The 24554-nt window shown below is 68.3% G+C and carries 25 protein-coding genes; 15 read left to right on the forward strand and 10 right to left on the reverse strand.

Features of this window, described 5'->3' with window-relative positions; all coding sequences use genetic code 11:
- Nucleotides 1–13: 13 nt before the first annotated feature.
- Complete coding sequence (locus HT136_RS16065; protein ID WP_343222216.1) at nucleotides 14–718, forward strand: alpha/beta fold hydrolase; 705 nt, start codon at nucleotides 14–16, stop codon at nucleotides 716–718.
- Between the two features lie 107 nt (nucleotides 719–825).
- Here the strand turns inward: HT136_RS16065 and HT136_RS16070 are convergent, their stop codons facing one another.
- Together HT136_RS16070 and HT136_RS16075 are read right to left on the reverse strand one after the other, a co-directional pair.
- Nucleotides 826–1452: a hypothetical protein gene (locus HT136_RS16070; RefSeq protein WP_246543779.1), complete on the reverse strand. Its 627-nt coding sequence runs from the start codon at nucleotides 1450–1452 to the stop codon at nucleotides 826–828.
- A gap of 140 nt (nucleotides 1453–1592) precedes the next feature.
- A complete protein-coding gene (locus HT136_RS16075) occupies nucleotides 1593–2084 on the reverse strand; it encodes an RcnB family protein (protein ID WP_214200807.1) in 492 nt (163 codons plus the stop codon).
- A gap of 383 nt (nucleotides 2085–2467) precedes the next feature.
- On the opposite strand from HT136_RS16075, the gene HT136_RS16080 reads away from it, so the two are divergent.
- Nucleotides 2468–3508, forward strand: a complete 1041-nt coding sequence (locus HT136_RS16080) for a PhoH family protein (RefSeq protein ID WP_214200808.1) — start codon at nucleotides 2468–2470, stop codon at nucleotides 3506–3508.
- Between the two features lie 5 nt (nucleotides 3509–3513).
- Here the strand turns inward: HT136_RS16080 and HT136_RS16085 are convergent, their stop codons facing one another.
- On the reverse strand, nucleotides 3514–4134 hold the full coding sequence (locus HT136_RS16085) for an NMCC_0638 family (lipo)protein (RefSeq protein ID WP_214200809.1): 621 nt from the start codon (nucleotides 4132–4134) through the stop codon (nucleotides 3514–3516).
- Between the two features lie 128 nt (nucleotides 4135–4262).
- Here HT136_RS16085 and ybeY point away from each other — a divergent pair, with 128 nt between their 5' ends.
- The 4 genes from ybeY to HT136_RS16105 all read left to right on the forward strand — a co-directional run bounded on the left by ybeY (nucleotide 4263) and on the right by HT136_RS16105 (nucleotide 7445).
- A complete protein-coding gene (gene ybeY / locus HT136_RS16090; RefSeq protein WP_214200810.1) occupies nucleotides 4263–4754 on the forward strand; it encodes an rRNA maturation RNase YbeY in 492 nt (163 codons plus the stop codon).
- 23 nt (nucleotides 4755–4777) lie between these two features.
- A complete protein-coding gene (locus HT136_RS16095) occupies nucleotides 4778–5695 on the forward strand; it encodes a hemolysin family protein (RefSeq protein ID WP_214200811.1) in 918 nt (305 codons plus the stop codon).
- Between the two features lie 62 nt (nucleotides 5696–5757).
- Nucleotides 5758–6642, forward strand: a complete 885-nt coding sequence (locus HT136_RS16100; RefSeq protein ID WP_214200812.1) for a LysR substrate-binding domain-containing protein — start codon at nucleotides 5758–5760, stop codon at nucleotides 6640–6642.
- 41 nt (nucleotides 6643–6683) lie between these two features.
- Nucleotides 6684–7445, forward strand: coding sequence for a DUF2059 domain-containing protein (locus HT136_RS16105; protein ID WP_214200813.1), 762 nt, complete (start codon nucleotides 6684–6686; stop codon nucleotides 7443–7445).
- Between the two features lie 98 nt (nucleotides 7446–7543).
- Here HT136_RS16105 and HT136_RS16110 read toward each other — a convergent pair whose 3' ends face one another.
- Nucleotides 7544–8014: a peptidylprolyl isomerase gene (locus HT136_RS16110; protein WP_214200814.1), complete on the reverse strand. Its 471-nt coding sequence runs from the start codon at nucleotides 8012–8014 to the stop codon at nucleotides 7544–7546.
- Nucleotides 8015–8243: 229 nt separating this feature from the next.
- On the opposite strand from HT136_RS16110, the gene mgtE reads away from it, so the two are divergent.
- Together mgtE and HT136_RS16120 are read left to right on the forward strand one after the other, a co-directional pair.
- On the forward strand, nucleotides 8244–9725 hold the full coding sequence (gene mgtE, locus HT136_RS16115; RefSeq protein ID WP_214200815.1) for a magnesium transporter: 1482 nt from the start codon (nucleotides 8244–8246) through the stop codon (nucleotides 9723–9725).
- Between the two features lie 27 nt (nucleotides 9726–9752).
- On the forward strand, nucleotides 9753–10157 hold the full coding sequence (locus tag HT136_RS16120) for a DUF1489 family protein (RefSeq protein ID WP_214200816.1): 405 nt from the start codon (nucleotides 9753–9755) through the stop codon (nucleotides 10155–10157).
- 11 nt (nucleotides 10158–10168) lie between these two features.
- Here HT136_RS16120 and nudC read toward each other — a convergent pair whose 3' ends face one another.
- The 3 genes from nudC to HT136_RS16135 are packed head-to-tail and all read right to left on the reverse strand — an operon-like array spanning nucleotide 10169 to nucleotide 13484.
- Nucleotides 10169–11110 carry an NAD(+) diphosphatase gene (gene nudC / locus HT136_RS16125; protein WP_214200817.1) on the reverse strand — a complete coding sequence of 314 codons (942 nt, stop codon included), beginning with the start codon at nucleotides 11108–11110 and terminating at the stop codon, nucleotides 10169–10171.
- Between the two features lie 2 nt (nucleotides 11111–11112).
- Nucleotides 11113–12423 (reverse strand): serine hydrolase domain-containing protein, encoded by a 1311-nt coding sequence (locus HT136_RS16130; protein ID WP_214200818.1) that lies wholly within the window; start codon nucleotides 12421–12423, stop codon nucleotides 11113–11115.
- The gene (locus HT136_RS16135; protein WP_214200819.1) at nucleotides 12420–13484 is read right to left on the reverse strand and encodes an A/G-specific adenine glycosylase; all 1065 of its coding nucleotides are present in this window, start codon (nucleotides 13482–13484) and stop codon (nucleotides 12420–12422) included. Before HT136_RS16135 ends, HT136_RS16130 begins: the two co-directional genes overlap by 4 nt.
- A gap of 67 nt (nucleotides 13485–13551) precedes the next feature.
- Here HT136_RS16135 and HT136_RS16140 point away from each other — a divergent pair, with 67 nt between their 5' ends.
- The 5 genes from HT136_RS16140 to HT136_RS16160 all read left to right on the forward strand — a co-directional run bounded on the left by HT136_RS16140 (nucleotide 13552) and on the right by HT136_RS16160 (nucleotide 20131).
- A complete protein-coding gene (locus tag HT136_RS16140) occupies nucleotides 13552–14118 on the forward strand; it encodes a DUF721 domain-containing protein (protein ID WP_214200915.1) in 567 nt (188 codons plus the stop codon).
- The gene (locus tag HT136_RS16145) at nucleotides 14115–14897 is read left to right on the forward strand and encodes a DsbA family protein (RefSeq protein WP_214200820.1); all 783 of its coding nucleotides are present in this window, start codon (nucleotides 14115–14117) and stop codon (nucleotides 14895–14897) included. The genes HT136_RS16140 and HT136_RS16145 overlap by 4 nt, the downstream gene beginning before the upstream one ends.
- A 111-nt stretch (nucleotides 14898–15008) precedes the next feature.
- Entirely contained in the window at nucleotides 15009–15776 is a 768-nt protein-coding gene (locus HT136_RS16150; protein WP_214200821.1) for a thioredoxin domain-containing protein, read from the forward strand.
- A gap of 45 nt (nucleotides 15777–15821) precedes the next feature.
- Nucleotides 15822–19244 (forward strand): chromosome segregation SMC family protein, encoded by a 3423-nt coding sequence (locus tag HT136_RS16155; protein ID WP_214200822.1) that lies wholly within the window; start codon nucleotides 15822–15824, stop codon nucleotides 19242–19244.
- Between the two features lie 371 nt (nucleotides 19245–19615).
- The gene (locus tag HT136_RS16160; RefSeq protein ID WP_246543798.1) at nucleotides 19616–20131 is read left to right on the forward strand and encodes a DUF3598 domain-containing protein; all 516 of its coding nucleotides are present in this window, start codon (nucleotides 19616–19618) and stop codon (nucleotides 20129–20131) included.
- A 61-nt stretch (nucleotides 20132–20192) separates the two neighbouring features.
- Here the strand turns inward: HT136_RS16160 and soxR are convergent, their stop codons facing one another.
- The gene (gene soxR / locus HT136_RS16165; protein WP_214200824.1) at nucleotides 20193–20633 is read right to left on the reverse strand and encodes a redox-sensitive transcriptional activator SoxR; all 441 of its coding nucleotides are present in this window, start codon (nucleotides 20631–20633) and stop codon (nucleotides 20193–20195) included.
- A gap of 256 nt (nucleotides 20634–20889) precedes the next feature.
- Here soxR and HT136_RS16170 point away from each other — a divergent pair, with 256 nt between their 5' ends.
- A complete protein-coding gene (locus tag HT136_RS16170) occupies nucleotides 20890–21261 on the forward strand; it encodes a VOC family protein (protein ID WP_214200825.1) in 372 nt (123 codons plus the stop codon).
- Between the two features lie 8 nt (nucleotides 21262–21269).
- Here the strand turns inward: HT136_RS16170 and HT136_RS16175 are convergent, their stop codons facing one another.
- Together HT136_RS16175 and ubiA are read right to left on the reverse strand one after the other, a co-directional pair.
- A complete protein-coding gene (locus HT136_RS16175; protein ID WP_214200826.1) occupies nucleotides 21270–21932 on the reverse strand; it encodes an SOS response-associated peptidase in 663 nt (220 codons plus the stop codon).
- Between the two features lie 20 nt (nucleotides 21933–21952).
- Nucleotides 21953–22885 carry a 4-hydroxybenzoate octaprenyltransferase gene (gene ubiA, locus HT136_RS16180; protein ID WP_214200827.1) on the reverse strand — a complete coding sequence of 311 codons (933 nt, stop codon included), beginning with the start codon at nucleotides 22883–22885 and terminating at the stop codon, nucleotides 21953–21955.
- 77 nt (nucleotides 22886–22962) lie between these two features.
- Between ubiA and HT136_RS16185 the strand changes: the two genes are divergently transcribed.
- Nucleotides 22963–24483 (forward strand): M20/M25/M40 family metallo-hydrolase, encoded by a 1521-nt coding sequence (locus HT136_RS16185; RefSeq protein WP_246543780.1) that lies wholly within the window; start codon nucleotides 22963–22965, stop codon nucleotides 24481–24483.
- Nucleotides 24484–24554: the final 71 nt, after the last annotated feature.

Genomic DNA, 24554 nt, shown 5'->3' on the forward strand with positions numbered 1-24554 from the left:
CATGACGGATTGCGTGACGGGCGCCCGCGTGCGCCAGCCGCTCGTGCTCGTGCCGGGCCTATCGTGCGACGCGCGGCTGTGGGAGGCGCAAGTCGCCGGAATCGCCGACGTCGCCGCGCCCCACATCGGCGACACCCTCACCGATGACAGCCTGCCCGCGATGGCCAAGCGCATCCTTGCCGACGCGCCGCCGCGTTTCGCGCTCGCCGGGTTCTCGATGGGCGGCTACGTGGCCATGGAAATCTGGCGCCAGGCGCCCGAGCGCGTCACCCGCATCGCCTTTCTCGACACCAGCGCGGGGGCCGACGACGCCGACGCCACACACCTGCGCCAGGCCGCGATCACCACCGCGCGCAAGCGCGGATATGAGGCGGTGCTGCGCGGCAGCCTGCGCCGGCTGGTCCACCCCGAAACCCCTCGCCCGATCGCCGAGGCGGTGGTGGCGATGGCACTCGAGGTTGGTCTCGAGACGTATGCCCGCCAGCAGCGCGCGATCATGGCGCGGCCCGATTCGCGCCCCGACCTCGCCCGCATCGCGGTGCCCGCGCTTGTGGTGGCCGGCGCGCAGGACCAGCTCACGCCCCCCGATCGCGCACGCGACATCGCCCGGCACATCCCCAAGGCGCGCCTCGCGCTGATCGAGCGCTGCGGCCACATGGCGCCGATGGAGCGCCCCGAGGAGCTCAACGTGCTCTTGCGCGACTGGCTTGGCGCCTAGAGCGGTTTACGATCAGATTGCATCAGATCGACCGCTCTAGCTTGTTGTTTTGACGCATTTTCTGAACCGTCAGGTGATTCCACCTGACTGGAAAATGCTCTAGCCTGTCAGCCGCCGTTCGACAGCATGTCGGGCGTCAGCAGCACTTTGCCCAGCGAATCGGCTTCCTCGGTGTCAGGGCTGGTCGGGTTGGAAGCGTAGTGCCCGTCCTCGAAGGCGACCCGGCGGATCGAGGAAGCGATCCCGCCTCCCGAGACCGAAACGGCAAGGTCGCGCCAGCCGTTACTCGAACTGTCGAGCACGCCGACCGGTAGCTGCACCACCGAAAGATCGCCCACGACCTTGAAGCCCTGCGCCTCGCTCTTGAGCACGAGCAGGTTGCAGCCCCCCGTTCCGCACATCATCGAACCGCTCGCGTAGGCGAGGATCTCGTCGGTGCCGTCGCCATCGAGATCGACCTTCGCGGTGTTCACATGGATCACGCCGAGGTCGCCACCGTTCTCCTTCTCGATGTGGTCGCGCACCCAGGCCTTGGGGTCCTGCTGGGCCACCGCCTCGCTGCCCGCAGCGCCGCTGGCCGCCGCGCTCGTCGCCTCGCTGGGCGGGGCATCGCCCTTGCAGCCGGCCAGGGCAAGGGCCAGCACCAGCGCCGGGGCGCCAAGACGGCGAACGCGCAAAGTGGGAGGCGGGGAGGCGACGTCGCGCCTGCGCAAACTGCGGAAAGTTCTGCTCATGCCCGCACGCTATCGGCCCTTGGCCCGATCGACAACCGTCCGCCATGCAACCGACCGCACGCAACGGGCAACACATGCGCAAGCGGCCCCGGTGTTCGCGCACCGGAGCCGCAGCAGGGGACTCACGTAAGGCTTGGCTCTTACCAGAAGAAGCCGGTGTAGACGCTCGCAACGCGGCCGGTCCGCACGTTGATCAGGACCACGTCGTTGTTGTAGCGCACCCAGCGCATGCCGGCGCGCGGCGCGGGCAGGCGGTAGCGGGCGTAGTCACGCACCCAGTAGCGGTCGCCGTAATAGGCGGGCTGGAAGCGGTGCCCCACGCTCACCGGGCGATAGCGGTAGCCGCTGGGACCACGATAGGCAGGGCGACGGTAGACGTCGCGGTGGGCCTTGCGATAGTCGCGCCAGTCCTCGCGCGCCTCGCGCTGGGCATGGCGCACATCGCCACGGGCATCGCGCACATCGCGGCGATCGCCATGGCGTTCCGCCTGACGCAAGTCGCGCTTGGCGTCGCGCACGTCGCGCTGGCTCTCGCGCGCCTCGTGATAGCTCTGCGCCGAGGCCATCGTCGGGATGGCGAGGGTGGGGACGGCGACACTTGCGGCCAGAACGGTCATCATCAACTTACGCATGGTTCAACTCCTTCACTTTGAAGCCGACAACGCGGCCTTGGCGTTCAGGTTTCGCACCATGCGGCTGAACGAAAGACGAGCGCGACGTACAGAATTCGCTCAGGAGTGTCGCAAGATCGCGACAAATGGCCCGCAAATCGGCCGAAGCGAACCAAATTGCGCGTTCATCTGCGGGAACTCGGCCCAAGCCCCTGAAAACACTGCGACGGACCGCCCCCTGCGCGCGACGAGATCGGTCGTTCGTCGCCAGCCAAGAAGGTGCTGCGCGTGATCGCGGGTTTTTCCACTGCCACGTGCACTTGGCCCCGCCTTCCCCTTGCAAGGCGCCCCCGCCAGGGCCATCTTCGTTCCATAAAGAACGCATCCTCATCAGAAAGGAACGCATGGCCCGTAAAGCAGCTCGCGCCGACAACGATACGGTGCACTTGAGGCCCGACACCCATCGTCGCGCCCGTGTCGAAGTCGACTTCGACGAACCCACGCTGCTGGGGGCCTTGTTCGGGCAATTCGATTCCAACCTCGTCCAGGTCGAAAACCGCCTCGGCGTCTACATCGCCGCGCGCGGCAACAAGATCCAGATCGAAGGTCCCGAGGACGCCGTTGCGCGCGCGAGAGAGACTCTGGTGGGCATGTACAAGCAGCTCGAACAAGGGCGCGAGCTCGATTCGGGCGCAATCGAGGCGCTTATCTCGATGTCGGCCGAACCCACGCTCGAGGGCATCATCACCGGCGATGGCGGAAAGGCCCCGCCGATCATGATCCGCACCCGCAAGAAAACCATCGTGCCGCGCTCGACCACGCAGATCGAGTATATGCGCGCGCTGGCCAAGTCCGACGTGATCTTCGCGCTCGGTCCGGCGGGCACGGGCAAGACCTATCTCGCCGTCGCGCAGGCCGTCAGCCAGTTGATGACCGGCTCGGTGCAGCGCCTGATCCTCTCGCGCCCCGCGGTCGAGGCGGGCGAGAAGCTGGGCTTCCTGCCCGGCGACATGAAGGAGAAGGTCGACCCCTACCTGCGCCCGCTCTACGACGCGCTCTACGACTGCATGCCACCCGAACAGGTGGAGCGCCGGCTCGCTTCGGGCGAGATCGAGATCGCGCCGATCGCGTTCATGCGTGGCCGCACGCTCGCGGACGCCTTCGTCATCCTCGACGAAGCGCAGAACACCACGCGCGAGCAGATGAAGATGTTCCTCACCCGCTTTGGCCAAAACAGCCGCATGGTGGTCTGCGGCGACCCGCGCCAGATCGACATTCCGGGCGGCGAACGCATGTCGGGCCTTGCCGACGCGGTGACCAAGCTCGAAGGCGTCGAGGGCATCGCGGTCACCCGCTTCTCCGCCGCCGACGTCGTGCGCCACCCGATCGTGGGCCGCATCGTCGAGGCCTACGAAGGCCCGCTCTCGCAGTACGACGAGAAGTAGTCGCCCTATCCTTGCGTGTCGGCGCCGGCTTCGGGAACCTGGTGCACGAAGCGAAGCACGTAGCCGGTTTCCCCCGCCTTGCGCCGTGCCGGATCGTTGATGCTCTGGACGACGTACATCAGGTTCTCGACTCCGCTTTCGGCGAGGTCGGGCGCCTGCGCACGCGCCACGAGCTGCACGAATTCGGCCTCCATGTGGATGTCGCTGTCGAGATCGCGCTCCACGTGCTGGTCCGGGGCGATGCGCGCCTCGGCGTGCTGGGCGTGAAATCGCGTGAAATAGCGCGCCTTTGCCGCTTCGTAGGGCGCGGAGTCGGGCAGTTCGGGCGAACTCCAGCGCACCGAACAGGCGTGGTAGGGCGGCAACTCGAGCCAAACGCTGGTCGTTTCGCCCGCGAACTCCCACGCGCGCGCCGGATCGTCGCGCATCGTCACCTTGACCCGCTCCTCGGGCATCGCCACGCCGCCGCGCTGCTCGACCCGGCGCGCGAGCGCGTCATCGTCCGGAAAGCTCTGGAGACACAGCTCCTCGTAAAGCGCGACCATGCGCGCGAACTGCGCGTCAGCGCCACTGGCAGGCGGCGTGGCCGCCAGTGCCGCACCCATCACCGCAAGAACCACCCCCATGCACACCCCCTTTGCGATCGGATCCCTCTGACCCCGAACCGCAATCGACCGGTTCGGCCATCAAGGCAAGCGGATGATGGCGCGCGGCAACCGCTCGACCCCGGGCGATCGAGCGGTTAAGGAAGCCCATGGAACTCGAGATCGACATCGAAGAACCCTGGGCCCACGGCACCGACTGGGCCGAGCTTGCCGCGCGCGCCCTGGCGGCCCTCGTCGAGGTGGCGCCCGAACTGGGCAACGAACGGCTGCTCACCAGCGTCCTGTTCACCTCGGATTCGCAGGTCCACGAACTCAACCGCGAATGGCGCGGCAAGGACAAGCCCACCAACGTCCTCTCCTTCCCGATGCTCGAACGTAACGATCTGTTGCAATTGACGCGCGAAGGGCCTCCCGAAATGCTCGGCGACATTGCCCTCGCCGCCGAGACCTGCATTCGCGAAGCACTTGATAAAAATGTTTCTATTCAAGAACATGCTACGCACTTGCTAATTCACGGCCTGCTCCATCTGGCCGGGCACGATCACGAAATTTCCGAAGCCGATGCCGTCGCCATGGAAGCTCTCGAAACAAAGGCACTTGCGATTCTTGCCATTGCCGACCCATATGGGGACCGAACTTAGACTTTCAGGGATACCCAAGCACGATGGCCGAGAATGGCCGCCACACCGACGCCGGAGACGGGGACAGTACCGGCACGCTCTGGCGTGCCTTTCGCAAACTGTTCCAGGGGGACGCCGATCAATCGCTGCGCGCGCAGATCGAGGACGTCATCAACAACCACGAGGGCGACACTGCGCCTGGCGGCGGGGGCACCGGCGACCTCTCCCCGCTCGAGCGCCAAATGCTGCGCAACTTGCTTCACTTTTCCGAACATGACGCGGACGACGTCGCCATCCCGCGCGGCGAGATCATCGCCATTCCGGCCTCGGCAAGCTGGGAGGACGTGGTCGAGGCCTTCGCCGAACACGGCCATTCGCGCCTGCCCGTCTACGGCGAATCGCTCGACGAGGTGAAGGGCATGATCCACATCAAGGACGTCTTCCCGATCCTTGCGCGCGGCGAAGTGCCCCCGGCGGACTGGACCAGCCTCCTGCGCCGCCCGCTCTTCGTGCCCCAGTCGCGCGGCGCGCTCGACGTGCTGGCCGACATGCGCGCGCAGCGCGTGCACCTCGCGGTCGTGATCGACGAGTACACCGGCACCGACGGCATCATCACGATCGAGGATCTCGTCGAGGAAATCGTCGGCGAGATCGAGGACGAGCACGACGAAGCCGCCGAGGACTGGTTGATTGCGCTGGACAATGGCGTCTGGGAAGCCGATTCGCGGGCCGAGCTCGATGACGTCGCCGAGCGTATCGACCCCCGGCTTGCCGAAATCGAGGAAGCCGTCGATACTCTGGGCGGTCTGGCCTTCGTCCTGGCCGGGCAAGTCCCCCAGGTCGGCACGATCCTGGACCACGACAGCGGCTGGCGCATCGAGATCACGGACGGGAACGAACGGCACGTCACGAGGCTGCGGCTCCATCCGCCTCTAGAAGAGTCCTTGCGAGAGGAAAACTGAAAGTACCCCTGCACACCGTCGCACTCCCGCGTGCGGTGACCACAACGGAAAAGACCTGACAATTGCCCGTACGTCGACTTCCTCCCCTGCGCGCGCTCGAAGCGTTTGTCCGTGTGGTGCGCCTCGGATCCGCCAAGGCCGCCGCGAACGAACTCGCGCTCAGCCCCTCCGCCCTCTCGCGCCGCGTTGCCGCGCTCGAGGATTTCACCGGCAAGCGCCTGTTCACGCGCCAGCACCAGGCGATGAAGCTGACCGACGAGGGCCAGGCGTTCTACAACGTGGTCGGCCCCAAGCTCGAGGAGCTCGCCGAGGCGGTTGAATCGCAGATCGACCGTGGCCAGGTCCTGCGCCTGCACCTGGGCGTGCCTTCGCTGTTCGGCGGCCAGCGCCTGTTCCCGCGCCTGCCCGAACTGCGCAAGCTCCATCCGCGCCTGCACATCGATATCGACACCGGCACGCACCTCGAAGCACGCGTGGGCGACACGCTCGATGCCGCGGTGATCCTCGCCAAGGAACCGGACCCCGCCTTCTACCGCGTCCAGCTCGACCACAACAAGGTCTACGGCATCGTCTCGCGCGACATGGCCGCCGAGATGGGCCCCAAGCCCGACCGCGAGAAGCTATCCAAGCAGACCTTCCTGATCCACCAGGACCTGCCTGAGAGTCTCGACGCCTGGAAGCGCGCGATCGGTATGCCCGATCTCGAGCCCGCCTCGGTCGACAAGTTCGATTCCGGCCAGCTCGTGCTCGAAGCCGCCGCGCAGGGGCTCGGCATCGCGATCATGCACGACGACCATTTCCGTCGTTCGCACGATTCGCGTCTCGCCCGCCTCTACGACATCGACGTCGAAAGCCCCTACCGCTACTGGTTCGTGTGCCGCCCCAAGGCGCTCGAGACGCGCCCCGTGCGCATGTTCCACGAGTGGCTGCAGCAGGCCGGGCTCTGATCGCTCGCGCGACCACGGCCACTTCCGGGAGAACCAGGACCATGACACCGATCGCCCGCACCCTTCTGGCCGGGGCGCTCGCGCTCGGCGCCAGTGCGCCGCTGGCCGCGCAGGATGCCCCCGCGCCGCACGTGGCGCCGCAACCGGCACCGGTCGATCCCGCGCGCATTGCCCTCGCGCACCAGACGGTGGACTACATCTGGCCGCTCGGGACTTACGAGCGCATGATGCACGGCACGTTGGACGAGATGATGGACGCCATGATGGGCTCCCTGTTCGACATGCCCCTCTCCGCGCTGAGCCCCGATGGCAAAGGCCCCGAGGGATCGATGCGGGAGCTGGCCGAAATCGAGGATCCGTATTTCAAGGAGCGCCTGCGCCTCGCCACCCATGCCATCATGGACGAGATAGTCCCGCTCATGAACGAGATGGAACCGGACATCCGCGAGGGACTCGCGAAGGCCTATGCGCGCAAGTACGACGCGCGCCAGCTGGGCGAAATGAACGCCTTCTTCGCGACGCCCACCGGAGGCGCCTACGCGCGCGACGCCTACCTCATGTTCATGGACCCGGAGGTCATGACCAAGATCCAGGCCTTCATGCCCGAGATGATGGAGCGTATGCCCGACCTCGTCGCAAAGATGCAGGAAGCGACCGCCAAGCTCCCGCCTCCGCGCCGCTTCGACGAACTCAGCCCCGCGCAAAAGGCGCGGGTCGCCACCCTCAAGGGCAAGAGCGTGGAACAGCTCGAAGCCGAAGCCAAGGCTACCGCCAGCCAGGGCGGCGAGACGCCCACCCACTGACCTGCGGCCGGTGAACCCGGGCCTGAAAAAAAGGGGCGCTTCCCAGGATGGGAAGCGCCCCTTTTTCGTGTCAGGCCGGGCGACCCGAAAGGCCGCGATCAGCCTTCCGAGACGGTCGCCTTGACGATCTTGCCGGGCTCGCGCGGCGGCTCGCCCTTGGGCAGCGCGTCGACATGCTCCATGCCTTCGACGACTTCGCCCCACACGGTGTACTGCTTGTCGAGGAAGCGCGCGTCGTCGAAGCAGATGAAGAACTGGCTGTTGGCCGAGTGCGGGTAGCTGGTGCGCGCCATCGAGCACACGCCGCGCACGTGCGGCTCGGCGTTGAATTCGGCCTGGAGGTCGGGCTTTTCCGAACCACCCATGCCGGTGCCGTTGGGGCAACCGCCCTGCGCCATGAAGCCGGGGATCACGCGGTGGAACTTGATGCCGTCGTAGAAGCCTTCGCCGGTCAGTTCCTTGATGCGCTCGACGTGGCCGGGCGCGAGGTCGGGACGCAGCTTGATCTTGACGTCGCCGCCTTCGCCGTTGCCGGTGTCGAGCGAAAGGGTAAGAAATTCATCAGCCATCGAAAACTCCTTCATCCCGTCTTGCGCGGGGCCTGCAGTGCGGGCGGGCGGCGGGGCCGCCCTCCCGAGGATCGAACCGGCCCGATATAGGGAACCTGTCGCGGATGTCACGTTCCCTGTCGCCATCGCGGTCACTTCGCCTGTGGCTTTCGTGCAGAAATGCACAACCGAACCGGGCCTTGCGCCTTGCGCCTGTTGCAATTGCGAAATTGCTGCGTAGACCCGCCTGATGAGCGATACGGACCTCAAGGACGACGGCATCGGAGACGACGTGCTCCGCGATGCCCCGCGCCCGTCGTCCGCGCCCGACGCTCCCGACCCCCAGGACGAACCCGAAAGCGCCTCCGAAAGCGAGAGCCTCGACGAGGACAACCTGCTCAAGGCCGACTACGTGCGCGCCGTCAAGGACGCCTTGTGGGAGGAAGACTTCGACCGCGTCTACGAGCTGGTCGAACCGCTCCACCCGGCCGACATCGCCGACCTCTTCGAGCTCGTCGACGCCGACGAACGCCCGATCCTCGCCCGCTCGATCCGCGACCTCATGGGCGTGGAGGTCATCGCCGAGCTGAACGACTGGGTGCGCGAGCTCCTGGTCGAGGCGTTGCCCGCCGAAGTCGTCGCCGAGATCGCGGGCGAGCTCGATACCGACGACGCCGTCGCGATGCTGGAAGACCTCGACGAGGAGGACCAGCAGGCCGTCCTCGCCGAGATGGAACCCGAGGACCGCGCCGCGATCGAATCGGCGCTGTCCTACCCTGACGAGTCCGCCGGGCGCATGATGAGCCGCGAGTTCGTCGCGGTTCCCGAGACGATGACGGTGGGCGATCTCATCGATTTCCTGCGCGAGCACCGCGAGTTGCCGACCGAGTTCTGGGAAGTGTTCATCGTCGATCCGATGCACCGCCCGCTGGGCACGTGCGCGCTCTCGTGGATCCTGCGCTGCCCGCGCAACATCCCACTCTACGACCTGATGAAGCGCGAGCAGACGCTGATCCCGGTCGACATGGACCAGGAAGAGGTCGCGCTGCGCTTCCAGAAGTACGCGCTGATCTCGGCCGCCGTGGTCGATCCGGCCGGACGGCTGATCGGCCAGATCACCGTCGACGACGTCGTCCACATCATCCAGGAAGAGGCGGGCGAGGATACCCTGCTGCTTTCGGGTGCGGGCGATGGCGACATCAACGAACCGATCCTGCTGACCGTGCGCGCGCGCCTTTCGTGGCTGGTGGTGAACCTTGCCACCGCCATGCTCGCCTCTTCGGTGGTCGGCCTGTTCCAGGGCGCGATCGCCCGCTTCGCTCTGCTGGCCGTGCTGATGCCGATCGTCTCGGGCATGGGTGGCAACGCGGGCACGCAGACGCTGGCCGTGGTGGTGCGCGCGATCGCGACCAACCAGCTCACCGATTCGAACACCTGGCGCATGATCGGGCGCGAGTTCCGCATTGCGCTCACCAACGGCTGTGCGCTCGGCACACTGATCGGCGTGGGCACCTGGCTGATCTTCGCGAACCCGGTGCTGGGCGCGGTGATCGCCGCGGCGATGATCATCAACAACCTCGTCGCGGGATTGGCCGGTATCCTCGTGCCGGTCACGCTCAACCGCTTCAACGTCGACCCGGCGGTCTCCTCGGCGGTCTTCGTGACGACCGCCACCGACACCATGGGCTTTTTCTCGTTCCTCGGTCTCGCGGTGCTCGTCGGACTGGCCTGAGAGCCTTTCCATCCCTATCTAGCCGTCATGCCGCTGCACATGACGAAGATTGCCTTCTCCGCCGAAAGCCCTGCCGACTTGCGCGCCTGGCTCGAGAGCCACGCCCCGCTCGGCGAAGCGCGGCTGACGACGCGCTACGTGCCCAAGCGGCAGGAGGAGATGGTGGGCGGCTCGCTCTACTGGATCTTCGAGCACGCGCTGATCGGGCGCTCGCCGATCCTGGGCTTCGAACAGCGCGAGAGTGACGGGCGCTGGCACATCCGGCTCGAGCCCCGGCTGATCCCCGTCGTCACCAAGCCCAAGCGCGCGCACCAGGGCTGGCGCTATCTCAAGGACGAGGACGCCCCGCGCGATCTCACCGACGGCGAAAGCTCGGGCGAGGTCATGCCGCCCAGGCTCGCGCGCGAACTGATGCGCCTCGGGCTGGTCTGAGGCCCCCTCGCTCAGGCGAGCGGACCGCGATCGACCCACCACTTGAGCAGGACATGCGCGACGGCGGTGTGCGAGGGCGCATCGAAGGCCTCGCCGGCCTCCCCGCGCGCCTTGGCCTCGAGCGCCTGCGTCACCTCGTCACGGGAGAACCAGCGCACGTCCTCGAGTTCGGTCGCGTCCATGGTGATCGCCCCGTCGTCGGCGAAGGCGTGGCAGGCGATCATCAGTGAGGAGGGAAACGGCCAGGGCTGGCTGGCGATATAGGTCACGTCGCGCACGCGCACACCCGCCTCCTCGAACGTCTCGCGCGCGACGGCCTCCTCGATCGTCTCGCCCGGCTCGACGAAGCCCGCGAGTGCGGAATAGCGCCCCTCGGGAAAGCGCGGCTGGCGGCCCATGAGCAGCCTGCCCTCGTGCTCGACGGTCATGATCGTCACCGGATCGACGCGCGGGAAGTGCTGCGCGCCGCAGGCCTTGGAGGTGCAGCTGCGCTGCCAGCCGCCCTTGTCGAGCACGGTGGGCGATCCGCATTGCGCGCAAAAGCGGTGGCGCGCGTGCCAGGAGACCAGCGCGCGCGCGCCGCCGTAGATCGCCAGCTCGTCGGCGGGCAGGACCGCCATCGCGTTCCAGCTCGCCGGCCCCGCGTGCGGGCTGCCGCCAGGGGGAAGCTGTGGCACGGGCACGAAGCAGCCGCGCGCCTCGTCCCCCTCGCCCATGACCCCGAGCAGGATCAGTTCAGCCCCGTCCGTCCCGCTTGCGATGCCGTCCCAGACCAGCCGCTCCTCCTCGTCGAGGACCGGATCGAGACCGTCGAGCCGCAGCACGCGGGCCCGCGCGTCCTGCAAGGCGGCGATCGCCTCAGGGTCGTTGCGGATGGGGTCGGCGCGGTCGAGTGGCGAACCCGCGTAGGCGACGGGCGCGAGCCGGGGCCTTGCGGCGAGGGCACAGGTCATCTTCAGCTTTTCTCCAGGAGCGCGGTCACGTCGGCCTTCAGCGCCGACTGGAATTCGGGGAGCAGTTCGCTCGCATTGGGGGGCATGAACTGGACGAAGAGCTGCGAGCGAAGCCCGCGCGCCATGTCGACCATCGCCACCGTGCCCGCCGCGCCGGCCCAGCCGTAGATGCCGCCTTCCGCGCCCATTCCCACGCGCCCGCCCGCGCCGAAGCCCGACGGGTTGCCGTTGGTGACCGGACCCGCGACGCCGGTGGGCAGGAGATTGCTGGTCCCCGTGCGCACCGCCTCTTCGGCCAGGACGCGCGTGCCATCGATCGTGCCCAGTTGGGCAAGCAGGCGCAGGAAGCGGTCGTAATCGCGCGGCGAGGACACCAGCCCCGCCCCGCCGAAGGGAAACGGCGGGGGATCGAGGAAGATCGAGGTGGCCCCCTCGTCGATCGGCACCAGCCCCTGGCCCAGGGCTGCGTAATTGGTGGTGAGGCGATGCGCCTCGGCTTTGGGAACCTGGAACCAGGTGCTGGTCATTCCGGCGGGCTCGAAGATCGTCTCAGCCAGGTAGCGGTCGAAAGGCTGGCCGGAGGCGACCTCGATCACGCGGCCCATGAGATCGAGCCCCATCGAGTAACTCCAGCGCGTCCCCGGATCGGCGACGAGCGGCACCGTGGCCAGGCGGTCGGCGAACGCGGCCAGGCTGTGCGCGGGTTCGCCGCTGAAAATGCCAGGCACCTTCAACCGGCTGATCTGCCCCGGGATCAGCCCCTTGTCCTCCATCAGCGTCTTGATCGGACCTTTCTGGACGATGGTATAGCCGATCCCCGAGGTATGGGTCATCAACTCGCGCAAGGTGATCGCGCTCGGCGCTTCATGAAGCGCGGTAATCGAGCCGTCGTAGCTGTCCTGAACCTGCATGTGGCGATAGGCGGGAAGGATCTCGTGGAGCGGCTGGTCGAGGCTTAGCCGCCCCTCGGCAATGAGGTTCATCGCGGCCATCGCGGTGATCGGCTTGGTCATCGAATAGATGCGAAACAGGCTGTCCGCGCGCATCGCGTCGCCATCGGCGAAGCCTTCGCTGCCCGAGAGGACATATTCGGGCTCCTGCCCGGGCAGGCCGAGCGAGCCGATCATGCCGGGAAACTTGCCCGGTCCGGTCCAGCGCGCCAGCAACGCGCGAACCCGTGGGAGCAGTTCGGGGCTCTCGGCCGCGCGGGCGAGGCGCGGCAGGAGCGCCGCGCCGAGACCCGCCGCGGCGCCCATCGCCAGCAGCCGGCGGCGGTCCATCGCGGCAGCGAGGACGTGCGGTCGATGCATCATGTCACTTCTCCCGTATGCGCCAGCGCGAGCTGCGCGGCCTTGGCAAACAGCGTGGGAAGGCCCGCCTCCGCAATTCGTTCGAGCGGCCACCATTCGCCTTCCCCGGCAGCCTCGCCCCGGTCTCCCAGATGGATCGAAACACCGAGATCGAGCGCAAAATGGCTGAACACGTGGGAAACGCGCCCGGCCGGTTCCCAGCGACCCGAGAAAGGTTCGCCCCCGTCGCCGTCGCGCCGTGCGGCCCAGCCATCGTCGGGAAGCGCACGCATGCCGCCCAGCATGCCCTTGGGCGCGCGCCGCACCAGCCAGACGTGGTCGACGCCCGCGATCTGCCGCTCGATCCAGAACGCGCGTCCGGTGCGGGTGGGCTTGGCTTTCTTGGGCGCCTTGACCGGAAGCGCGGCCGGATCGCCCGAGGCGCGCGCCTCGCACGCACCCGCCAGCGGGCAGAGCAGGCAGCGCGGCTCGCGCACCGTGCAGATCGCCGAACCCAGGTCCATCATCGCCTGCGCGAAGTCGCCCGCGCGCTCTTCGGGCGTGATCGTCTCGGTCCTGGAGCGAATCAACGGGCGACTGGCGGGCAGCGGCTCGGCAATCGCGAAAAGCCGCGAGACGACCCGCTCGACATTGGCGTCGACCACCACCGCGCGACGTCCGAACGCGATCGCGGCGATGGCCGCAGCGGTATAAGGGCCAAGGCCCGGCAGCGCGCGCAGGCCCTCCTCGGTTTCGGGAAAGCGTCCCCCGCGTGCCGCCACTTCGCGCGCGCAGGCCAGCAGGTTGCGCGCGCGGGCGTAGTAGCCAAGGCCCGCCCAGGCAGCCATCACGTCCTCGTCGCGCGCCGCGGCAAGGTCCTCGACGCGCGGCCAGAGCGTGGTGAATTTGGCGAAATAGTCCTTCACCGCCGCCACCGTGGTCTGCTGGAGCATGACCTCGGACAGCCACACGCGGTAGGGTTCGGGCGCGGGCGTGCCGGGCGGCGCGCGCCAGGGCAGCGCGCGGGCATTCGCGTCGTACCAGTCGAGAAGCAGGCGGGCGGGATTTTCGGAACTGGCGTCCATGCACACCCTATGGCATTGGAGGCCGCGCAAGGAAACGGGTCAGATGGATCGCAAGCACACCGAGGAAATGGAAAAGAGTTCGGGCAAGGTTGCCGGCAAGGGCAAGGGAACGGGCAAAGGCCCCGCCACGCCCAAGACGTTCGAGCGCACGCGCGGCGGGCAGGCCCGCGCCATCTCCGACCTCATGCCCAATGTCGGGCGCACCGCCTTTCGTCGCTTCGGCTTCGTCCAGTCGAGCGTGGTCACGCGCTGGCCCGAGATCGTCGGGGCGCGCCACGCCCGGGTGTGCATGCCCGAGGCGATCCGCTTCGCCCCCGGCGAGAAGTGCGACGGCATCCTCCAGCTGGTGGTCCGCCCCGCCCACGCCACGCTCATCCAGCACGTCGTTCCCGAGATCGTCGAGCGGGTGAACCGCTTCTTCGGCTACAAGGCCGTGGCCAAGGTCAAGATCCGGCAAGGCGAGGTTAAGCCGCCACCTGCTTCCGTGCAAAGAACTGCGCCGCCTTCGCTCAAACCGGTTCCCTACGAACTGGGCGAATCGCTGCGCGACATCGGCGATCCCGAGCTGCGCGCCGTGCTCGAATCGCTGGCCCGCAGCATGGGCGCGCAAGCTGATCGGAACGACGAGACATGATTTCCGCCTTCACTACCCGTTTCCTGCCGGTCCTCGCGGGCCTCGGCCTTGCCACTGCGACGCTGGCGGGCCCCGCTCTGGCGGCCAGCCCGGCCAAGCCCGCGCAGGCGAGCCAGGTGACCGTCACCGGCAACGGCAGCTTCACTCTGGGCAACCCGCAGGCCCCGGTGAAGGTGACCGAGTTCATCAGCTACACCTGCCCGCACTGCGCCGTGCTGCACAAGGACGCGGACGCGGCCTTGCGCGCCGGCCTGATCCCGCAGGGCAAAGTCGCGCTCACCGTCTCGAACCTGGTGCGCAACCCGGTCGACATCGCCATCGCCCTGCTGACCGCCTGCGGCGATCCCAAGGGCTTCTTCCCCCGCCACGACGCGTTCCTTTCCAGCCAGGACACCTGGCTGCCCAAGGCGGCCGCGGCCACCCCCGAACAGCGCGCCCGCTGGAACGCGGGCGAACTGCCCGATCGCCTCAAGGCGATCTCCGGTGATCTGGGCTTCTATCCGATGATCGCCCGCTTCGGCGTGAACCGCGCCAAGGCCGAGCAGTGCCTCGCCAACAAGGCCGAGCTCGACCAGATCATGGCGCAGTACAAGCAGGCGGGCGACTTCAAGTTCGCCGGCACGCCCGGCATCGTCGTCAACGGCAAGGTCGTCTATCTCGAGGAGAACGGCAAGCTCGTGCTCGGCGACGATGGCGCGCCCTTGCAGGCGACCCAATGGAAGGACATGTCACAAGCGATCAACCGCGCGCTGTCCGCCAATCGCGCCGGACAGATCTGAGCCTTCCCTCAAGACCTCTCAACTGTGCAAAGATCGGTGCCGGGCAGGCCCTGCCCCTGCCCGGCCCTCCCGGTTTCTGCCAGAATGCCCACTCGACAAGGATTCGTGACCATGACTTCCAGTGCCCTGCGCAAGATCGCCCTCGGGCTTTTCGTCGCCCCGCTCGCCCTCGGCCTCGCCGCCTGCGGCGACAAGACCACCGACGGCGCCACGGGTGACGTCACCTCGAGCGAGGCCATCGCCAGGATCGCCCCGCCCGCCGGCACCGAGTGGGCCAGCGTCATCGCCAAGACCGAGGACGGCGGCTACCGCATGGGCAACCCCGACGCCCCGATCAAGCTCGTCGAATACGGCGCGCTGTCGTGCTCGCACTGCGCCAAGTTCGCCGAGGAAAGCTTCGCCAAGCTGCGCGACGACTACATCGCCAGCGGCCGCGTGAGCTACGAAATCCGCTTCTTCATGCTCAACCCCTACGACTTCTCGGCGACGATGCTGGCGACCTGCGGCTCGGACGAGGCCGTGATCCCGCTTGCCGAGCAGTTCTGGGCCTGGCAGCCCAACATGTTCGACAACCTCCAGAAGGCAGGCCAGGACAAGCTCCAGGCGATCTCCTCGCTGCCGCGCGACAAGCAGTTCGCCGCGCTCGCCGACGTCGCGGGCATGAGCGACTTCTTCGCCTCGCGCGGCATCTCCAAGGACCAGGGCGCGCAGTGCCTCGCCAAGAGCGAGACCGCGCAGGCCTTCGCCGACGCCACCGACAAGGCGGGCAAGGAAAAGGACATCACCGGCACGCCCACCTTCTTCATCAACAACACCAAGGTCGGCTCGGTCGAATGGCCCGCGCTCGAAGCCAAGCTGCAGCAGGCCGGCGCGCGCTGATGATTCCGGCGGCCCTTCCCACCCCTTCGGGGGCCTAGGGCCGCCATGCATTTCCGGCGTCTCAAGCTCAGCGGCTTCAAGAGCTTCGTCGAACCCAGCGAACTGCACATCGAACCGGGCCTCACCGGGATCGTGGGGCCCAACGGCTGCGGCAAGTCCAACCTGCTCGAAGCGCTGCGCTGGGTCATGGGCGAAAGCTCGCCCAAGTCGATGCGCGGCGGGGGTATGGAGGACGTGATCTTCGCGGGCACCTCGCAGCGTCCCCCGCGCGCCTTCGCCGAAGTCGTCCTCCAGGCCCGCACCGCGGGCAACGACGAGCTCGAGGTGGTACGCCGGATCGAGCGCGGCGCGGGCTCGGCCTACCGCGTCAACGGGCGCGACGTGCGCGCCAAGGACGTTGCGCTGATCTTCGCCGACGCCGCCACCGGCGCGCACAGCCCCGCGCTCGTCAGCCAGGGGCGCATCGCCGCGGTCGTCTCGGCCAAGCCTGCCGAACGGCGCGCCATGCTGGAAGACGCCGCCGGAATCTCGGGCCTCCACGTGCGGCGCAAGGACGCCGAGCAGAAATTGCGCGCGACCGAGGCCAACCTCGCCCGGCTCGAGGACATCATGGCCGGGCTCGACAAGCAGGTCGCCGCGCTGCGCCGCCAGGCGAAGTCGGCCGAGCGCTACAAGCATCTTTCGCAGGAAATCCGTCTCGCCGAAGCGCGGCTCGTCTTCGCGCGCTGGCGCGCCGCGGCCGCCGCCGCCGAGAGCGCCAAGGCCGAAGCCGAGGCCGCCGATACCCACGTGGGCACTGCCCAGCGCACCGCGTTCGAGGCCCAGAAGGCGCAAGGCCAGACCGCCCAGGCGCTCGTCACCGCGCGCGACGAGCAGACCGACCGGCGCGACGACGTCCAGGCGCAGGCTCACCGCCTCGCCACCCTGGCCGGTCAGCTCGAAAGCGCCGAGGAGCGACTCGCCGACCTCGACCGCCAGAAGGCGCGCCTCAGCGAAGATCGCGGCGATGCCGACCGCATCACGCGCGACGCCGCCGAGGCGCTGGCCCGCCTCGAAAGAGAGCTCTCCGAGGGGAAGGCCCGCCTTGCCGAGGACGAGGCCGAACGCCCGCGCCTCGCCAATGCGCTCGAAGGCATCGAGCGCGCCGCGCGCGAGGCCGAACTCGATCTCGCGCAGGCCAGTGCCGCGCAGGCCGGGCTCGAGGCCGAATGGCGCATCGCCGCCGCCGAACGCACGCAGGCGCAAGCCCGCCTCGACCGCCTCGCCGAGGAAGCGCGCCGCCTCGAGGCACAGCGCGCAGAGCTGGCCCGGACGGGCGATCTCGACGCTGCGGTGCACGCGACGAAGGCCGAGGCCGAAGCGGCCGCGCGGACCCTCGCCCAGGCCCGCGCGGCGCTCGAAGCGCTCCAGACGCGCAAGACCCACCTCCAGGCCGAACGCGACGCCGCTGCGTCCGCGCTCGCGGCCGCCAGGGCCGATCTTACCGGCGTCGAACGCGAGCACACCGCGCTCGTGCGCGACCGCGAGGCGCGCGCGAAAGGCGCCAAGGCGGCGCACGGATTGCCCGTCGCGATCGAGGCGCTGCGCGCCGCCCCCGGTTACGAACGCGCGCTCGCCGCCGTGCTGGGCCGCGACGCCAAAGCCCCGCTCGGGCTCGTCGAAAACGCCGAAGGGCGCTTCTGGAACGGCGCCGACGTGCCCGAGCCGGTGCCCGACAGTCTGGCCCACCACGTGCCGCAATGCCCGCCCCAGCTCGCCGCGCGCCTCGCGCTCGTGCATGTCGCGCGGGACGACGACGGGCGCGCGCTGGCCCCCGGCCAATGGCTGGTGACGCTGGCCGGTGTGCTGCGCCGCTGGGACGGCTTCGTCGCGCACGGCGAAGGCGCGGCCGAGGCAGCGCGGCTCGAGGCCGAGAACCGCCTTGGCGAACTGGAAGAACGCCTGCCGGCGCTCGGCGCCGCCGTCTCCGAGGCCGAGGCGGCGCTGAGCGCCGCGCAAGCCCAACTCACCACGCTCCAGACCCAGGCCATCGCCGCCGAACGGGCCATCGCCGAGGCCGCGAACGCGGAGCGCTCCGCGCTGCGCGCGCTCGACGAGGCCGAACACGCCCGCCAGCGCCACGCCGCGCGGGCCGCCGAAATCGCGACCGCCGCCAGCGAACTGGCCGAACGCCAGGAAACCGCGCGCCGCGAACGGCACGAGGCCGAGGCCCGGCAGGAAGCCTTGCCCGATCCGCAAGCCGGGCGCGACGCGCTCGAAGCGGCCAAGGCGCACAACGCCGAGGCCCGCCAGGCGCACCAGAACGCCGCCGCCGCGCTCGCCGCGCACGACCAGGCGCTGGCCGTCGCGCGCGAACGCACGGCCGCGCAAGCCAGCGACATTCGTGGTTGGCAGGCCCGCGCGGGCGATGCCGCAAGCCGCCTCGCGCAAATGGCCGGTCGGCTCGACGAGATCGCGACCGAGCGCGCGGTGGTTGCGGCCAAGCCCGAAGCGCTGATGGAGCAGATCGAGCAAGCGGAGGTGGTCCGCCTGCGCCTGGGCGACGAACTCGCCGCGGCCGAAGCCGCCGTGACGGCGGCGGTCGAGGCCGCGCGTCAAGCCGACACCGCGCTCGCCGCCAGCCAGGAAGCGCTCGCCAGCGCGCGCGAAGCCCGCGCGGGTGCCAGCGCGCGCGCCGAAAACGAGGACGCGCGCCGCCTCGAGATGACCCGCCTTTCGGGCGAGCGCTTCCAGTGCCCGCCTCCGCTCCTGCCCGAACGCTTCGCTTTCGCCTCGGCGCAGGTGCGCTCGGCCGAAGCCGAGAACGCGGCGATGGAAGGCCTCAGCGCCGACCGCGAGCGGCTCGGCCCGGTCAACCTCGTCGCCGCCGACGAACTCGCCGAAGCCGAGGCGCGGCTCGGCACCTCGGTCTCGGAGAAAGAGGAGTTGGCCGAGGCCGTCAACCGCCTGCGCGGCTCGATCGGCAATCTCAACCGCGAGGGGCGCGAGCGCCTGCGCGCCGCCTTCGAGGCGGTCGACCAGCACTTCCAGCGGCTCTTCACCAAGCTCTTCCTGGGCGGCCAGGCCCACCTTGCCTTCGTCGATTCGGACGATCCGCTCGAAGCCGGGCTCGAGATCTACGCCCAGCCGCCGGGCAAGCGCCTGCAATCGCTGACGCTGCTTTCGGGGGGTGAGCAGGCGCTGACCGCGGTCGCTCTCGTCTTCGCGCTGTTCCTCACCAATCCCGCGCCGATCTGCGTGCTCGACGAAGTCGACGCCCCGCTCGACGACGCCAATGTCGAGCGCTTCTGCGACCTGCTCGAGGCGATGACGCGCGAAACGCAGACCCGCTACCTCATCGTCACCCACAATGCGGTGACGATGAGCCGGATGCACCGCCTGTTCGGGGTGACGATGGTCGAGAAGGGGGTCTCGCGGCTGGTCAGTGTCGACCTGGGCGGTGCGGAGGAACTCCTCGCGGCCGAGTAGTACGGGGTTTCGAGGGACCGGCGCTTTCGACGCTCGCCACGGAAAAGTGCATGCAATAGGTGGACAGCCCGGATCACGCGAAGTACGCAATGGCGACCCAAAAGCCTACTCCGACCCGGCGAAGAGACCGGTAAAATCCGTCGAAAATCGCTAATTTAATAGGCAAACAGAGGTAACGCGTGTCGGGCCATCCCGTGACGGACTGCAAATTTTGGCTAGATTTATAACAATCTCTCGCGGGCCGGATAGAGCAGGAAATTGCATGCAATTTTTGACGTAAAGGCGCAAATCTGGGCGCCTGCCGTTTCGGTGCGGGGTCTTCGCGCCGGGACATCCTCCGATCCCCCCACAGGAGACACTAGGTGACCGACATGATCAACCAGCCCGGCGTGCGCGAAGCCATGCCGATCCTCGCCTCGAACGAAGGCGTCTGGGAAGGCTGGTACCGCTATTACGACGCCAAGACCGGCCTGCTGACCGACCAGCACCGTTCGCGCCTGATCTGCCGCCTGATCCACAAGGACGGCGTCGACCACTACCACCAGACCAACCACTACTTCTGGGAAGACGGCCGCAAGGAAGTGCGCGACTTCCCCGCAGTCTACCGCGACGGCCGCATCTGGTGGGACAACGACCTGATCAAGGGTTGGGCCGCGCACATGCAGCCCGACGACTTCAACCGCTCGACCTGCCTCAACTGGACCCGCAAGAACGAGCCGGGCATCTACCTCTACGAGATGATCCAGAACAACGACGCGCGCACCCACCGCTCGCGCACCTGGCAGTGGTTCCGCGACGGCATCTGCTACCAGCGCACGCTGATCGACGAGAAGTTCGTCACCGCCGACTGGCAGAACTTCACCACCGAAGACGCACCCGACGTCTGAGAACGACCCGCGTCACGATGAGGAGGGGGCTGCGCGCAGGCGTAGCCCCTTTTTCGTGGCGTCACGCATCCGACAGCACCAGCCGCGGCCCCGGCCCCTCACCGCCGTGCAGGTCCTCGGCGTTGTAGAGGTGGCATTTGGCAAGGCTGAGGCAGCCGCAGCCGATGCACCCGTCGAGTCGATCGCGCGTGCGCTCGAGCATGGCGATCTTCGCTTCGATCGCATCGCGCATCGAGCGGCTGATACGCGCCCAGTCCTCGACCCCCGGCGTGCGCCCCTGCGGCAACGCGGACAGTTCGCGCTCGATCTCGGCTAGCGGCAGCCCCAGCTTCTGCGCGATCAGGATGAAACTCACGCGGCGGATGTCCGAACGCAGGAACCGGCGCTGATTGCCGGGCGAGCGCAGCGCCTGGAGCAGCCCCTTCTCCTCGTAGAAGCGGATCGCCGAGGTTTTCACTCCGGTGCGCCTGGCCAGTTCGCCGATGGTGATGAAGCTGGGCATGGGAGGGAACCTCAAGAATGGAAAGAAGGACGAAACAAGGGGCCATCGCCCCTTGAACCCCAGAATCGGCCAGCTTGTGGCTGGCACCAAGCCGGGGCGTCGACACCACAATCGACGATTTTGGGAGCTCGAGGGCGATGGCCCTCGAAATCCTTCTTTTCTTCTAACGCGAAATAACGCTTGAGCTCAAGCTAACTTGAACTTGCACTTTCTCCTTGCCCGGCGATTCGCCGGACACGCCAACAGGAGAAATGGCATGCCCAAAGGCCGCCTCGAACACGCCAATATCACCGTCAGCGACATCGATCGCTTGTCCGCCCTGCTCCAGGAACTGCTCGGCTGGCACGAGCGCTGGCGCGGCCCTGCGCTGGGCGGCGGCGAGACGATCCACGTCGGCGAAGAGTTCGGCTACATCGCGCTCTACACCGACCGTCAGCCGCATGACGCCTTCGCCAAGGGCCAGCCGCTCAACCATGTGGGGCTCGTCGTCGATGATATCGACGCGGCGGAGAAGGTGGTGGTCAAGGCCGGACTCGTCCCCTTCAACCACGCCGACTATGCGCCGGGGCGGCGCTTCTATTTCTTCGATTGGGACCACATCGAGTTCGAGCTGGTGAGCTATGAATGAGCCGCTGATCACAGAAGGCGGGGCATGGTATCGTCCACGTCCCGCCCGGCCTCGGCGCTTGCTGCGAGATCGCCTGCGCCGCTCCATAGCCGCCTTGTCCGCTCGACGTGCAGCTCGGCCGACGAGGTCCGGCACAGCGCAAAGGCCTCCTCGGGCGCCGCGTTGAGCCAGGTCCGCCAGTCGCGCGGGGGCAGCAGCACCGGCATGCGGTCATGCACGTCGACCATCTGCGCGCAGGCCGGCGCCATGACCAGGGTGTAGACCTCCCCCCACTCCACACTCGCGCGCCACAGCCCCGCGACCGCGAACGTTTCCTCCCCCGCGACGCCATACCAGGTCCGCGTCATCCGCCCGGCCTTGCCTTCGGGTTCGGCCCAGGAGGTGACGGGGACCAGGCAGCGCCGGTGGACGAAGCTGTCCTTCCAGAATCGCGTGTGGAGCTTGTCGTCGCGCGCGTTGGTGACGGGTTTGGGCCTGAGGCGCTGGCCCTGACGTCCGGTGCGCACCAGCGGGAAGCCCCAGGTCATCGCCCGCGCACGCCCCTCGGCGATGACCAGCCCGGGATAGCCGGGGTAGATCTCCTCGGCGACATTCGCGCCCGAATCGGGCAGCACCTCGAACAGGGCGGCCACTTCGGCCGTCCCCTTGGTCATGCGGTAGAGGTTGCACATGGTGTAAGAGAGGCGCGCGCCTAGACGACGCCGGCGTTGCCTACCACCCAGCAGGCAAGCGTCATCACGAAGCCCAGGTCGCGGTTCGAGCGGAAGCGCGCCAGCGCGTTCTCGCCGTCCGCAGGATCGAGCGTCACGACCTGGAAGGCCAGGTGCAGCGCCACCGGCACCAGCGCGACGAGCCCCACCCAGTCGGGCCGGATCGCCCAGAAGGCGAGCGCCCAGAAGGCGACGGCCAGCGCGTAGAAGCCGCCAACCCCGGCCTTGACCCGGCTTCCCAGCCGCAGCGCGGAAGAGCGGATGCCGACCAGCGCGTCATCCTCGCGGTCCTGGATCGCGTAGATGGTGTCGTAGCCGATGCACCACACGATCGAGCCGAAGTAGAGCGCGGCCAGCGCCTCGAGATGGTCGCTGCGGATCTCCACCCAGCCGACCAGTGCCCCCCAGGTGAAGACCATGCCCAGCCAGGCCTGCGGCCACCAGGTGATGCGCTTCATGAAGGGATAGGCCGCGACGAGCGCCACGCTGCCAAGCGCCACGAGCTGCGCGCGCGGCTTGAGCTGGAACAGCACCACCAGCCCGACCACGCACAGCGCGCCGAGCCAGGCCCAGGCTGCGGTCTTGCTGACGCGTCCGCTCGCCACCGGGCGCTGCGCGGTGCGCGCCACCTGTCGGTCGAGATCGGCATCGACGATGTCGTTGAGCACGCAGCCCGCGCCGCGCATCGCAATCGAGCCGACGAGCAGCCAGGCGATGAGCCCGATGCGCGTCTCGCCGCCCGAGAGCATCACCCCCCAGGCGCAGGGCCAGAACAGCAGCCACCAGCCGATCGGCCGGTCGAAGCGCGCCAGCATCGCGAAATCGCGAAGCTGCGGCGGCAGGGCCGCGACCAGTCCACGCTGCTGGCTGTCGGGTACGAAAGTCGGGTCAGTCACCGGTCGCAGATACTCCATTGCGCCCTTCGTGTCATGCCCGAAGGTTCCCCGGTCACACATGGAGGCACATCGAGTTGTGAGCGAGGGCCTCTCGTTTGGCGTTGCACCCACCCGCGCGAACGCGCAAGAAGAAGTGGGCGCGCAAGACCTTGCGCCACCGCATCACACCTTGGGGGGACCTTTCGACCATGCGCCTCGACCGGCACGCACGCCACGCATTCCTGGGCCTCGGCCCGCTTACGCTCGCGGCGGCCGCGCTGCCGGCCCTTGCCCAAATTCCTGCCCAGACACCCGTCACGCCGGCCGGCAAGGAAGCCCTCGCCGTCCTCGAAGAGGCCGTCGCGGTCCCTACCGTCGAAGGGCGCGGCCAGGTGCCGGTGCTGGCCGACAAGCTCAAGGCGCGGCTTCTCGCCGCCGGCTTCAAGCCCGGCGAGGTGGCCTTCACGCCGGTGGGCGAGACCGGCTACCTCACCGCGCGCTATCCCGGCCGCGACCGCAAGGCGCCGCCCACGCTGATCATCGCGCACATGGACGTCGTCGAGGCCAAGCCCGAGGACTGGGAGCGCGATCCCTTCACCCCGGTGATCGAAGACGGCTACCTGTTCGGGCGCGGCTCGCTCGACAACAAGGGCGACCTCGCGATGGTCATGGCCACCGTCATGAAGCTGCGCCGCGAGGGCTGGGTGCCCGCGCACGACCTCGTACTCGCCTTCTCGGGCGACGAGGAGACGCAGATGGCCTCCACCGCCGCGATGGCCAGCGCCATCGCCGGGGCGGGCAAGGTCGACCTCGTGCTCAACGCCGATTCGGGCGGCGGCACGCTGGGCAAGGACGGCAAGCCCTTCGTCTACGAAGTCCAGGCGGGAGAGAAGACGTACGCCGACTACCGCCTGACGCTGAGCGACCCCGGCGGCCACTCGAGCCGTCCGGGCCGGACCAACCCGATCGCCGCCATGGGCACCGCGCTGGAAAAGGTGTGGGCCCACAGGTTCCCGGTCCAGGTCAGCCCGCTGACCAAGGCCTACCTCGAAGGCAGCGCTCCCTCCGCACCGGCCGAAGTGGCGGTCGCGATGCGCGCGATCGCCGCCAATCCGGCCGACGCCGAGGCCGCCGCAGCGCTTTCGGCGCGCCCCGAATATGTCGGCGTCATCCGCACCACCTGCGTGCCCACGATGATCGAAGGCGGCCACGCGCCCAACGCCCTGCCCCAATCGGTCACTGCCAACGTCAATTGCCGCATCTTCCCCGGCAACCCGCGCGCGAAGGTGATGGAGACGCTGAAGGGCGTGATCGACAATCCCGCCATTTCGATCGAATTCATCGACAACGGCACGCTCGAATCGATCGAGAGCCCCTTGCGCGACGATGTCATGAAGGCGGTCGCGACCGCCGTACACCAGCGCGCGCCGGGCCTCGCGATTGTCCCGGGCATGAGCGCGGGGGCAACCGATTCGATGCACTTCCGCTCCAAGGGCATCCCCGCCTTCGGCGTCTCGGCGGTGTTCATGGCGCCCGGCGACGAGTTCGCGCACGGCCTCAACGAACGCCTGCCGCTCGCCACGATCGACCCGGGCGTGAAGCAGTGGGAGACGCTGCTGCGCACGCTGTTGAAGTAAGGACGAAAGGGTTTTCGAGGGCCATCGCCCTCAAGCTCCCATTGCCGTCGAGCTTGTGCCACGCCGACTCC

Origin of the sequence: Novosphingobium profundi (assembly GCF_018491765.1) — a bacterium.
Classification (GTDB): domain Bacteria; phylum Pseudomonadota; class Alphaproteobacteria; order Sphingomonadales; family Sphingomonadaceae; genus Novosphingobium; species Novosphingobium profundi.